Source organism: Streptosporangium sp. NPDC051023, from assembly GCF_040689595.1.
GTDB lineage: Bacteria > Actinomycetota > Actinomycetes > Streptosporangiales > Streptosporangiaceae > Streptosporangium.
The window spans coordinates 1-12,457 of record NZ_JBFBCE010000070.1 but is presented as its reverse complement, the minus strand read 5'-3'; the positions used below and the strand labels follow the sequence as shown (position 1 = coordinate 12,457).

General features: G+C 70.9%; 9 protein-coding genes. 4 read left to right on the top strand and 5 right to left on the bottom strand.

The genetic code is table 11. From position 1 onward, the window contains the following. Window positions 1-99 precede the first annotated feature (99 nt). The 3 genes from AB0395_RS34585 to AB0395_RS34575 are packed head-to-tail and all read right to left on the bottom strand — an operon-like array spanning window position 100 to window position 4,840. Window positions 100-1,101, bottom strand: a complete 1,002-nt coding sequence (locus AB0395_RS34585) for a glycoside hydrolase family 6 protein (protein WP_366288219.1) — start codon at window positions 1,099-1,101, stop codon at window positions 100-102. Further along, window positions 1,098-3,131, bottom strand: a complete 2,034-nt coding sequence (locus tag AB0395_RS34580; protein WP_366288218.1) for a galactose oxidase-like domain-containing protein — start codon at window positions 3,129-3,131, stop codon at window positions 1,098-1,100. Before AB0395_RS34580 ends, AB0395_RS34585 begins: the two co-directional genes overlap by 4 nt. Beyond that, window positions 3,128-4,840 carry a cellulose synthase catalytic subunit gene (locus AB0395_RS34575; RefSeq protein ID WP_366288217.1) on the bottom strand — a complete coding sequence of 571 codons (1,713 nt, stop codon included), beginning with the start codon at window positions 4,838-4,840 and terminating at the stop codon, window positions 3,128-3,130. Before AB0395_RS34575 ends, AB0395_RS34580 begins: the two co-directional genes overlap by 4 nt. Before the next feature lie 357 nt (window positions 4,841-5,197). Here AB0395_RS34575 and AB0395_RS34570 point away from each other — a divergent pair, with 357 nt between their 5' ends. Next, on the top strand, window positions 5,198-5,848 hold the full coding sequence (locus tag AB0395_RS34570) for a nucleotidyltransferase domain-containing protein (protein ID WP_366288216.1): 651 nt from the start codon (window positions 5,198-5,200) through the stop codon (window positions 5,846-5,848). A 66-nt stretch (window positions 5,849-5,914) separates the two neighbouring features. On the opposite strand, the gene AB0395_RS34565 is transcribed toward AB0395_RS34570, so the two are convergent. Further along, window positions 5,915-7,027: an MBL fold metallo-hydrolase gene (locus tag AB0395_RS34565; RefSeq protein WP_366288215.1), complete on the bottom strand. Its 1,113-nt coding sequence runs from the start codon at window positions 7,025-7,027 to the stop codon at window positions 5,915-5,917. A 334-nt stretch (window positions 7,028-7,361) separates the two neighbouring features. Here AB0395_RS34565 and AB0395_RS34560 point away from each other — a divergent pair, with 334 nt between their 5' ends. The 3 genes from AB0395_RS34560 (at window position 7,362) to AB0395_RS34550 (ending at window position 10,593) form a co-directional block, all read left to right on the top strand. Next, entirely contained in the window at window positions 7,362-8,408 is a 1,047-nt protein-coding gene (locus tag AB0395_RS34560) for an iron-siderophore ABC transporter substrate-binding protein (protein ID WP_366288214.1), read from the top strand. A gap of 26 nt (window positions 8,409-8,434) precedes the next feature. Continuing rightward, window positions 8,435-9,472, top strand: coding sequence for an iron ABC transporter permease (locus AB0395_RS34555; protein ID WP_366288213.1), 1,038 nt, complete (start codon window positions 8,435-8,437; stop codon window positions 9,470-9,472). 86 nt (window positions 9,473-9,558) lie between these two features. Further along, window positions 9,559-10,593: an iron chelate uptake ABC transporter family permease subunit gene (locus AB0395_RS34550; protein ID WP_366288212.1), complete on the top strand. Its 1,035-nt coding sequence runs from the start codon at window positions 9,559-9,561 to the stop codon at window positions 10,591-10,593. A 59-nt stretch (window positions 10,594-10,652) separates the two neighbouring features. Here AB0395_RS34550 and aspS read toward each other — a convergent pair whose 3' ends face one another. Continuing rightward, the gene (gene aspS / locus AB0395_RS34545) at window positions 10,653-11,984 is read right to left on the bottom strand and encodes an aspartate--tRNA(Asn) ligase (RefSeq protein ID WP_366288211.1); all 1,332 of its coding nucleotides are present in this window, start codon (window positions 11,982-11,984) and stop codon (window positions 10,653-10,655) included. Window positions 11,985-12,457 lie beyond the last annotated feature (473 nt).

Here is a 12,457-nt window from a genome sequence, read left to right as displayed (position 1 = left end):
AGGGGGACTCCCGAAGGGTCGATGAAGATTGACAACAGTTGTCAATCTCCTGCAAGGAGAACTTCACTTGCAAGATCCGGGAGGTAACGAATTCAGTGACTATCCCGCGTTGCGGGCCAGCTCCAGCGCGTAGGCGTGGAACCACGCCCCTGCCGTGGGCTCGCCCCGGTGGCACTCGCCGTCGGACTCACCGGGCCGCTTGACCCACAGGAAGGCGTCGACCCGTTCGCGGCCCGTGCCGGTGGTCGGCGCGGCGCCCAGGGCCCTGCCCGCCGGGTTGCACCAGGCGTCGTCGCCCTGCGCGTCGCGGGGCGAGCCGTTGCCGTTGCGTGAGGTGTCGATCACGTACGGCGCCCCGCCGAGCCCATCGGAGAGCCGCCCGGCGACGGCGACGCTCTCCTCGACGGTGAAGAAGTTGCTGACGTTGAAGGCGAACCCGTCGGCCTTCTCGACCCCGGCGCGCCGCATCGGGTCGATCCAGTCGCCCGGGTTCCTGATCCAGCCCGCGTTGCCCGCGTCGAGGTAGACCCTCGTGCCCGGCTGCCTCTTCAGCGTCTCCACGGCCTCCCTGAGCAGGTCGAGCCGTTCGGCCGCCTGACCACCGCGGGTGCAGTTGTCCAGGATGTGCGCCAGCGCGTCCGGTTCGAGGACGACCCAGGCTGCCCTGTCCCCGATGCCCTCGGCGAAACGGCGGATCCAGGCCCGGTACTCGTCGGGGTTGGCGGCACCGCCCGCGGAGAACTGGCCGCAGTCGCGGTCGGGGATGTGATAGGCCACCAGGACCGGCACCTGGCCCGCGCGCCGCGCCTTCTCGGTGATGTCAGCCACCCTGGCCGACGGGTCCGGGTCGCCGATCCACATGGCGTTGGGGCGGTCAGCGATCTTGCGGATCAGCGCCGCCTCCTCCGTCTTGCCCTCCTGCTGCAGTCTGCGGACCTCCTGGGCCGCAGCGCCCTCCCCGTCGACGTAGAACCGGATCCCCGCGGGGGAGGCCGGTCCCGCGGACCGGCCCGGGCTCGCCGAAGGGGCGGGGTCACCCGTGCACGCCGTCACCGTGACGGCGAGGGCGAGGGCGGCGGCGGCACGGCCGTACCTGTTCATCGGACTCCTCGGACTCGGCCATCCAGGACCTGGACCCAGCGGGCCTGGGAGGGGGTTCCCTTCTCCGTGACCCCGAACATCATGTACCAACCGGGCGGCATCAGCGCGGGGTTGGCCGGGAGCGTGACGACGATGCCGCTCGGCACCCGGGTGAAGTCGATCTCAATGGAACGCTGTTCCACATCCGTGACGTGGGTGACCGCGCTCGGCCGGATGAAGCGCACCTTCTGGATGCGCTGGGCGTCGGGGGTCTTGAAGCCCGCCCTGCCGCCCAGGTTCACCGTCAGTCGGCCGCCGGTGAACTCCGGGCGCCGCTCGCCGTTGTGCAGGTAGGTGGGGGTGTAGATCTCGACCCGCTGCTCGAAGCTGCCGGGGATCGAGCCCTCCCCGTTGCCGAAGAGCGGGTCGGAGCCCATGCTGAGTACCCTGCCGTCGGGCAGCAGCAGGCCCTCGGCGTGGTAGTTGCGGCCGACCTCGGGCGAGGCGGCCTCACGGAAGGCGTTGGCCGCCGGGTCGTAGACCTCGGCCCGCAGGACGTTGCTGTTGTTCCTGCCCCGGTAGTCGCTCGATCCGTTGAAGGAGAACACGGTGTCGTCGGGAAGCAGCACCGCCGACGAGTAACGCACGGGGTGGGAGAGGTTCGGGCCACGGACGTAGCGGGGCGCGGGCTGCTTGAAGTCGACGATGGCGGTCCGGTCGGTGGCGTTCTTCTGGCCGGGCTGGCGTTCCCCGACCGGCCCCCCGCCCATCACCATGATCTTCTGGTCCTGCGCCGGGGGCAGCATCACCGAGGCGCCGGTCTCGTTGAGCTCGGGCTCGGGCAGGCCGGGGACCGGGGTGAAGGCCTCCATCTCGTCCGGCGCGAGGCCGCCGGGCGCACCGGTGGTCGGCATCAGGTGGTCGGTGTCGTGGCGGTAGTCCCAGACGCCGGGGGGACGCATCGAGAGCTGGCCGGGGCCGTACCCCGCGCTCATCCCGGAGAAGAAGAGCGTGTCGTCGTCCAGCAGGAACAGCGCGGGGTAGGTGGGGAAGAAGCGCCTGGGGCCGGGACTCCACTTCTTCGTCCGCGGGTCGTAGATCTCGTTGTCCCTGGTGACCTGCCCGACCGTGTCGAGCCCCGAGACCGTCATCACCCTGCCGTCCGGCAGGCCGGTCAGCGTCGGGTACCAGCGGCCCTCGGTCATGTCCTGGACCCTGATGTAGCGCTCGGCCACGGGGTCGAACTCGAAGGCGTCCCTGATGCCCTGGAAGTCCTGTTTGTTGAGCGTCATGCCGCCACCCATGGCGTACAGGTTGCGCTTCTCCCGCTCGGTGGTCAGCCCCTGGATCTGGTACTTGACGGAGCCGTCCGGCCCGGTGAGCACGCCGGACGCGCCCTCGGTGACGGACTCGGCGAACACCTTGGTCTCGCTGGGTTTGATCCGTGGCCTGCCGCGCACACCGGTCTCGGTCTTCGTTGCGGGCGGCACCATGATGTCGGCGGTGGTGCGGTAGAGCCGCCCGTCCGGGGCGGCGACCAGCGTGCCCGCGGGCAGGTGCTTGGTGATGTGCGGATTCTCGTTCTTCACCACCAGCGGCCCCGCGGCCCGCTTGACCTTGTCCTTGAGTTGCTCGAAGCGCAGCGTGCCGCCCGCGATGAGCAGGTTGCCGTTGGGCAGCATCACGTGGCCGGAGCAGAAGAGGTCTACGGGGGTGTCGATGAGCTTGAACTCGCCGGGCTGTCCAGGCTTCGCCGGGTCCCACAGAAGGGTCTTGAAGGTGCCCTTTGCGAAGTTGATGATGTTGTTGCCCGAGCCCGCGACGATGAGCACCTTGCCGGTGTGCAGCAGCGCCGCGTGGATGGCGTTCACCTTGAACTCATCAGGGACCTTCAGGAAGCTCCAGTGGCCGTGGCTCGCCTTATAGTCGTCCTGATTGATCTGGTGGTAGTGCCACTCCCGGTAGGCGAACCCGGAGACGGCGGGCAGGTTGACGCCCACGACGACGGCCACGACGACGGCGGCGGCCAGGTTCTTGCGCAGCCTGCTCAACGGTTCCCCCTTCCTGTCCACGCCCAGGTCGCCAGGGGGCCCAGGCAGATCACGAGGGCGAGGATCCCCCAGAGGCTCATGGCCAGATGCAGGTGACCTGTCCAGAACACGTTGAGCAGCAGTCCCCCGCCGAAGAGCGCGGCCCACCACAGGTGGATGCGGAAGGTGGCGATCCGGTCGGGGCTGGCCGAATCGCCCTTCGGGGTGACCACGAACCGGCTGGGACGCCGCAGCGCGGCTCCGGCCAGCGATGCCACGTAAATCGGCGCGGACAGGGCCGACATCACCATTCCGGCGACCCCCGAGGAGCCCTCCGGCTCGTGCGGGCTGACGTTGTGCCTGCGGTTCCAGGTGTAGAGCATGACCTGCAGCAGCGCGGCGTCGCCGTACAGCATGAGCCACATGTCCATCGGCACGGTCACGCCCGAGCCGCCGACCGCCATGAAGAGGACGGCGCTCAGCCCGGCCAGCAGCCAGTTGAGCGCGGACATCGGGTAGAACGTCACCATCAGCGTGTAGTTGAACAGCCTGCCGGGTGAGAGGCGGAAGGCCGCCCGCCAGAACTGGGTCAGGAGCGTCTCGTAGGTGCCGCGGCTCCAGCGCAGCTGCTGGCTGAAGAAGTCGGTCCACGACGTGGGTCCCTCGCCGACGGCGAGCACGTCCGGCGTGTAGACCGACATCCAGCGCTGCCCGGTCTCCGGGTCGCGGGCGCGATGGAACTCGATGCCGGTGGCCATGTCCTCGGTGATCGAGTCGTACAGGCCGCCGATCTGCTTGAGTGCCCTGATCCGTACGGCGTTGTTCGTCCCGACGAACATCGGCGCCCCGTACAGGTTGCCCGCGCGCTGGATCAGGGAGTGGAAGAGGAACTGCTGACTCTCGGCTGCCTTGGTGACCCCCGCGGTGTAGTTGCCGTAGACCTGGGGGCCGACCACGAAGGCCACCCTGGGGTCGCGGAAGTAGCCGAGCATGCGCTCACAGAACTCCGGCAGAGGCACGTGGTCGGTGTCGACCGAGACGAAGAAGTCGTAGTCGTCGCCGTGGGCCGCCAGCCAGCTGTTGTAGTTGCCGTGTTTGGTCCTCGCCCTGAAGGAGCCCTTCGGCTGGTTCCACTCGGGCACGCCCTTGCGGGTGAAGTGGCGCGCGCCCAGCCAGTCGCAGAGCTCGTGGATGTCGGGGTCGTCGCCCTCATCCAGCAGCCACACGTCGAGGACTCCGTCGTGGCGGATCTTCAGTGCCGCGGCCAGGGTCTCCCTGACCATCTCGAGGGGCTCCTTGCCTGGCACGCAGGTGGTGATGAAGGCGACCCTGCTGCCAGGCTCGGGCGTGACCGGAAGGGGGTCCCTGGCCGCGAGCATGGCGTGCACGTTGGACACCACGCTGACCAGGCGGAACAGCTCGATCATGGCGATCGCCACGAGCATGGCCCGGTCAGCGACCGGCAGGTACCACGGAAGCCCGCCGTAGGGGTCGGGACGGACCGTCCAGTGCTCGGGCAGCAGCAACCACACCATCAGGGTGAACTCGACAACGAGAGCGGCGACCATCAGCAGCGCCGCGCGCACCCGGTGCGGCTCGCCCGACAGCAGCGAGCGATAACGGACCCGGTACGGTTCGCCGGGCTCCGGCTCGGTCATGGGGCCTGCCAGCCTGCTGAACCGTTCGTAGTCGTAAAGAGCGGTCCTCGCGGTGCTCGTGGAGGCGCTCATTGGTCCGGCGACCTCACCGCACGCACGAAGAAACCCGGCACTGTCCCCCCAGGTGGATCACACCGGCCGTCCCGCCCGAAAGCATGGTCACCACCGGCCCGTAGATCGGTAAACAGTGGTCCATCATATTCTCAGCAATAAGCCAGACATCACCTGTATCAGAGGTTTTGGACCATTCCAGAGGAGGACTGCCAGACCCTCGGCGAGACGGCCCGGAGAACGCCCTCATCAGAGGTGCGCTCCCCTCTCCCCCCGCCGGTCCCGGCCGCCGGACCAAGCGCCGCGGAGCCGCCGGCGGAGAGCGGGCTGCGGGAAAACCCGTGTCGGGCGGACGCGGGGAACTGGCAGGCTGAGCGGATGGAAGTAAGGTTCGTCCCGGATCATCTGGTGCTGTCGGTGGTGACCGGCTCGCGGGCATACGGGCTGGAGACCGAGGACTCCGACGTCGACCGGCGCGGGGTCTTCGTGGCGCCGACCCCGCTGTTCTGGCGGCTCGCCAAGCCTCCGACGCACGTGGAGGGGCCGCTGCCCGAGCAGTTCTCCTGGGAGGTCGAGCGGTTCTGCCGCCTCGCGATGGAGGCCAACCCGACGGTCCTGGAGTGCCTGTGGTCACCGATCGTCGAGCACACCGCACCCGCGGGCGCGGAGCTGCTCGCGATCCGGGACGCCTTCCTGTCCGCACGTGCCCGCCAGACCTTCGCCGGATACGCCGACGCCCAGTTCCGCCGCCTGGACCCCGAGCGTCCCCGGTGGAAGCAGGCCATGCACATGATCAGGCTGCTGCTCAGCGGCCTGCATCTGGTCCGCCACGGCGAGCCGCTGGTGCGGATGGACGACTACCGCGACCGGCTGCTGGCCGTACGGCGGGGCGAGACGCCCTGGGCCGAGGTCCAGCGGTGGCGGGAGGAGCTGATCGCCCGTCTGGACGGCGGGGACGCGCTTCCCGCCGAGCCGGACCGGCAGCGTGTCGAGGAGTATCTGGTGAGCACGAGAAAGGCCGCCCTTTGACCGTCGCCCTGCCCGCGTGGCCGCCCGAGACGCCGGATGACGGCTCGCCGGGCGCCCGCGGGGGCCTCAGGCGCCGAACAGCTCCCACCAGCTGTCCGGCGCGGACGGGTCGCCGACGTCGACGCGGTCACCGGGGCGGGGGATCGCGAGCCGGACGTCTCTGGCCTTGGCCTCGCGCCACAGCCGGTCGACGGGTTCGGCCCACGGGTGGAAGGCGAGGTTGAAGGTCGCCCAGTGGACGGGCAGGAGCAGTTCGCCGCCCAGGTCGAGGTGGGCGTTCACCGCCTCCTCCGGGTTCATGTGAATGTCCGGCCAGCTCGGGCTGTAGGCACCGATGGGCATGAGCGTCAGGTCGAAGGGACCGTGCGCGGCGCCGATCGCGGCGTAGCCGTCGAAGTATCCGGAGTCTCCCGCGTAGAAGACCCGCCGGTCCTTCCCCGCGACGACCCAGGAGCCCCACAGCGTCGTGTTGCGCGTCAGGGTGCGCCCGGAGAAGTGCCTGGCCGCGGTCGCGACGAACCGTAGGCCCGCGACCCGCGTCTCCTCCTCCCAGTCCAGCTCGACGATCCGCGAGGGGGGCACGCCCCAGCGCTCCAGGTGCGCGCCGATGCCAAGCGGGACCAGGAAGGGGGCGCTCTGCAGAACGGTGAGCGCACGGACCGTCGCCATGTCGAGGTGGTCGTAGTGGTCGTGCGAGATCACCACGGCGTCCACTGCGGGCAGGGCGGTCAGTGGCACCGGCAGCGGGTGCAGCCGCCTCGGCCCGGCCAGCGGCACCGGGGAACACCTGTCGCTCCACACCGGGTCGAACAGCACCCGCCGTCCCTCGATCTCGACCAGCGTCGTGGCGTGGCCGTACCAGACGACGCTGAGACCGTTCGCGGACGGGGGGACGGCGGGTGAGGTCACCAGGGGGACCGGTCCCGACGGGCGCCGCCCGTCACGGTCGAAGATCAGCTTCCCGAGGAGCCTGGGCAGAGCGCCCGGCGACATCTCCGCGCCGGGCACCGGGTTGTAGAAGGCGCCGTCGCGAAACTGCGGCGAGCGGCGCATCCGCGCCAGCCGCTCGCCCTCGGCCCTGCCGCCGAGAGCGGCCGGGACGTCCCGCAGTACCCAGCCCGCCGCGGCCAGCGCCAGCCCGCCCGCCAGCAGACGCCCAACCGACCTGTTTCCCGCCATCCGCCCACGCTCCCGAGGTCCGTCCCACACGCCCGAAGTAGCTCCGATCTTCTAACTGATCCGGACCCGGCCGGTGTTCCCAGTACGGCGGCGCGAGGACGCCCGGCCTGGTCCACGGCACCCCGCCCGGCCCCAGGGCCCCACGCGTAACACGGGGGCGACCCGAAGGCGAAAAAATACATAGGCTAGCCTTACCTAACTTTCAACGTTCGCGTTGTGCTCCACTTTCAACGTTCGCGTTGCGCTCCGCCGTCTCCCCCGCCGCCCGATCCAGGGCCGGTTCCTCGGGGCGCCGGGACGCGACAGCGCATTCCACGAAACACAGGGAACACCCATGCCGTTCAGTCTCACCCGCGTGCGCCGCCATGCGCTCACCCTCTCGGCGATCGTCGCCACGGCCGCCCTCTCCCTCGGCGGTTGCTCAACCCCGGAGGAGAAGCCCGCCGCCGCACCGGTGAAGACCGGCACCTCCGCCTTCCCCGTCACGATCGACAGCTCGCTCGGCCAGGCGACGATCACCGAACAGCCCAGGCGCGTCGTCACCCTCGGGCAGGGGTCGACCGAGACCGCCATCGCGCTCGGCTTCACGCCGGTGGGGATCGAGAGCTACTCATGGGGCAGCGACAAGACCGGCTACCTGCCGTGGATCCACGAGGCGGTGACCAAGGCGGGCGGCACGCTGCCGAAGCAGTTCGCCGGCGGCGACGACATCGACTTCGACACGATCGTCGAACTCGACCCGGACGTGATCCTCGCCCCCTGGTCCGGCATCACGAAGGAGCAGTACGCCCTCCTCTCGGACATCGCACCCACCGTCGGCTATCCCGACCTGCCCTGGAGCACGAACTGGGACCAGCAGATCGAGATCATCTCCAAGGCTCTCGGCAAGCCCGCGGAGGCTCAGACGCTGATCTCGAACATCAGGAAGCAGCTCGCCGACGCGGCCGCGACCAGGCCCCAGTACAAGGGCGTCACCTTCTCCTACATCTACACCAGCGGCCCCGGAACCCTCGGCGTGTTCAAGCCTGAGGAGCAGCGGGTCGAGATGGTCTCCTCCCTCGGGCTCACCGTCGACCCCGTGGTGAACACCTTCAAGGAGACCGAGGGCACCGACTCCGCCCTCATCGGCTTGGAGAACGCGCAGAAGCTCGCCGGCAGCGACCTGGTCTTCACCTTCTACACCGACGAGAAGACCCGCAAGGAGATCGAGGCGCAGAAGCTGTACGCGGCGATCCCCGCGGTCAAGCGCGGCGGCGTCGTCTCCAGCGACGACACCCCGTTCGTCACCGCGTCGTCGATCATCAACCCGCTCACGGTGCCGTGGGTCATCGACCGCTACCTGCCGCTGATCGACAAGGCGGTCGCGACCGTCGACCGCTGAGATCGCACGGCGACCGTCCCGCCTCGATGAGCACCACAACCCGCCCCCTGCCGGGCGGCACCGGCCGATCCCGCACCGGCGCCGCCCGGCAGGCGTGCCTCCTGATCATCGGACTGGCCGTGCTCGCGCTCGCCGTGGTCGCGAGCATCGCGCTCGGCAGCCGCCCCACCTCGCTCGCGGACGTCCTCGGCGTCCTCACCGGCGCCTCGGACCCCGAGACCGCGGCGGTCGTCGAAAGCCGGTACCCGCGGACCGCGCTCGGCCTGCTCGCCGGTCTGTGCCTCGCGGTCGCGGGAACGCTCATGCAGGGCGTCACCCGCAACCCCCTCGCCGACCCCGGTCTCCTCGGCATCACCTCGGGCGCGTCCGCGGCCATCGTCACCGCGACGGCCTTCCTCGGCGCGTCCGGCCAGTGGGCCACCGTGTGGTGGGCGCTGCCGGGAGCGCTCCTGGCCGGGCTCCTCGTCCACGTCATCGGTTCGACGGGCTCCGGCGCAGGCCTGCTACGGCTCGTCCTGGCGGGCGCGGTCGTCTCGGCGGTGCTGACGGCCTACGTCCAGGGGGTCGCCCTGAGCATGCCCCGGGTCTTCGACGGCTACCGCTACTGGGTGGTCGGCGCCCTGGGCGGACGGGACTTCGAGGTCCTGTTCTCGGTCCTCCCCCTGGCCGCGGCAGGCCTGCTGCTCGCCGTACTCCTGGGGCCCGCGCTCAACACGCTCGCCCTGGGCGACGAGGCCGCGACGGCGCTCGGCGCGAACCTCGCCCTGACCCGTTCCTGTGGCCTGTTGTCGGCGACACTGCTGAGTACGGCGGCGACCGCGGCCGTCGGCCCCATCGCCTTCGTCGGCCTGGCCGTTCCGCACATCGTCAGGGCACTCGCCGGCGCCGACTTCCGCGCGCGGATCGCGTTCTCGGCCATCACGGGCCCCAGCCTGCTGCTCCTGGCGGACGTCGCGGGCCGCGTCGTCCTGCGTCCGCAGGAACTGATGGTCGGCGTGGTGACCGCGTTCATCGGAGCGCCGGCGCTGCTGCTGGCCGTACGCAGGATGAGAGGCCTCGCATGACGCGCCCCCCTTCCGCGCCCTCTCCCGCGCCCCCTTCGGTGTCCCCTTCGGTGTCCCCTTCCGTGTCCCCTTCTGGATCCCCTTCTGTGTCCCCGCGCGGCCTCGTCACGATCGGGCGCGCGGTGGCGATCCCCGTCTCGCGTGTCTCCGTCATCGCCGCGATCGTCATCGTGTCGCTCATCGCCGCCGCTGCCGTCGCCACGCTGTCGCTCGGGCGGCTCGGTATCCCCCTCGCCGACCTCGCCGGCGCCCTCACCGGGGGAGCCGAGGGCAAGCAGGCGTTCGTGCTCGAGCGCCTGCGCGGCCCGCGCCTGGCCGTGGCCGTCGGCACCGGCGCCGCGCTCGGCCTGTCCGGGGCGCTGTTCCAGACGGTCACCCGCAACCCCCTCGGCAGCCCGGACGTGATCGGGCTCGGCGCAGGCGCCGGGGCGGGAGCCGCGCTCGTCGTGCTGCTCCTGCCCGGCGCGCTACCGGCCTCCGCGGGCGCCCTCGCCGGCGGCGCGGTCGCCATGGCGCTGGTCCACCTGTCGACCGGGAGCGGGTTCCGCGCCCCCGGACGCCTGATCGTCGCGGGCATCGGCGTCCACGCGATGGCGACGGCGTTCACCCAGTACGTCGTCTACGCGGTGGAACGGGACAAGGCCGCCGTGCTCGCCGCCTACGTCAACGGCAGCCTGGCAGCACGGGCCTGGGACCACGCCGCCACGATCTGGGTGATCCTCCTGGTCGCGGCACCGTTCGTCGTGTTCATCTCACGGCGCCTCGTCGCCGCCGAGCTGGGGGACGATCTCGCCGCCGGGCTCGGTGCCGCCCCAGAGCGCACGAGGGCGGTCGCCATCGTCCTGTCGATCGTCCTGTCCGCGGGCGCCGTCGCCGTCGCCGGGCCCATCGCGTTCATCGCGCTGACCGCCCCGCAGATCGCCAGGCGGCTCACGGGCCTGCCGGGCCCGCACCTGACACTGGCCGCACTGGTCGGCGCGCTGCTGCTGGTGCTCGCCGACCTCGCCGCGCAGCAGTCGCCCATCCCGGGAAACCTGCCCGTCGGCATCTACACGCTGGCCGTCGGGGGCGTCTACCTCGGCTACCTGCTGAGCCGCGAATGGCGACGGGGAAGCCTGTGAGCAGCCGGGCGGCGCGGCCCGTTCCGGTGGTGTTCGAAAGGGGCCGCGCCGCGGGCGCGTCACGGGGTCAGGCGGTGCAGGTCACGCGGGAACAGGGTGGCGCGGCGGATGTTGTCCGCCCCGGTCAGCCGGGCGGTCCACCGTTCCAGACCGAGGGCGAAGCCGCCGTGCGGCGGCATGCCGTGCCGGAAGGCGGCGAGGTAGCCGGCGTACGGCTCCGGCGACTCCCCGCGGGCCGCCAGGGCCGCGAGGTAGTCCTCGTGGCGGTGCAGGCGCTGGCCGCCGGTCACCAGTTCCAGGCCGCGGAAGAGCAGGTCGAAGCTGTTGGAGTACTGCGGCCTGCCGGGCTCGGGGTGGGTGTAGAAGGGGCGTTTGGCCATCGGGTAACCGGTGACGAACAGGAACTCGCTGCCGTGCTCGCGCAGCGCCCACTCCGACAGCCAGCGTTCGTGGGCCGGGGCGAGGTCCGGCTCGCCCCGGGGGTCCTCACCGGTGTGGGCGGCGAGGAGTTCCTGGGCCTGGGCGAAGTGGATCTCCGGGATCCGTTCCGGGACGTCGGGCAGTTCGACGCCCAGCAGCGCGCACGCCTCACCGGCCCGGTTCCCGACGGCGGCCGTCATTCCGGCGAGAACCTCGCGCAGCACGGCCATCACCTCCCGGTGGTCGGTGACGAAACCGAGCTCGGCGTCCAGCGAGGTGTACTGGGCCAGGTGCCGTGCGGTGTCGTGGGGCTCGGCCCGGAAGACGGGGCCGGTCTCGTAGACGCGCTCGAAGACACCGACCATGGCCTGCTTGAAGAACTGCGGGGACTGGGCCAGGTAGGCGCGGGTGCCGAACCAGTCGATCGCGAAGACGTTGGCGCCGGACTCGGTCGCCGAGGCCACCACCTTGGGTGTGTGGATCTCGGTGAAGCCGAGCGCGTCCAGTGTCGCCCGAAAACCCGCGACCGAGGCCGCGGAGATGACGTGGGGGGCTCGCAGCAGCGGATGCCGCAGGGCGGCCGGGGCATGGTCGAGGATGGTCGGCAGCGTGGCCGGGACGGCGGGGCGGTAGAGGTCGAACGGCGGGGCCTCCGCCGGTCCTGACAGGGCGGCAACCTCCGGGGAGGTCACCTCGACTCCGCCGGGGGCCTGGGGGTTGGCGGTCGCGGTCCCGGTGATCCGCAGGACGGTCTCTTCCGGGTGGCCTTCGGCCGCGGCCATGGCCTCGGGCTCGGTGACCACGGCCTGGACCAGGCCGGAACGGTCCCGCAGGATGAGGAAGACCACGGATTTCAGGGTGCGCCTGCGGTGGAGCCATCCCTGGACGGTCACCTGCCGGCCGATGTGCCGCGGGAGCTCCGCGGCCAAGGTCCGGCAGGCGGGTTGAACGGTTGCGGGTGTGGAGATCATCACAAACCTCTGGTCAGTGAGTGGTGATCCCTTGGGAGTGCGGGCGAGAAGGGAACTCGCGGTGCCACCGCACTTTCGCCGCCGCCGTGACGACGGCGGCCTCAATGGCCCGGTTACGGGGGCCGACCGGCGGGGCATTGGGCGCGGACGCCGTTCCTCCCCGCGCTCGGGAGGGTCTTCGGCACCGGGGGCGGGTCCGCCTTCGCAGCTTCCGGCGGCTCTCTCCTGCCTGCCCTGGTCGGTGACTACTCGTCTCCGTCAACGCGTTGCCGGAAGATTACGTGTGCGCCGCCCCGGATCGCAACGGCAATCGCCACGTGTCGCGTGGGAGCGCCGGGCCGTGTCCGCGCCGGTGCCGTCCGGCCAGGACACCGTCCCCTCCACGACACGCCCCTTCCACGACACAGCCCCCTCCACGAGACGGTCCCTTCCGCGCGCCCGGGCGCGGCCGGGGGGGGGGGGGTGTTGTAGTT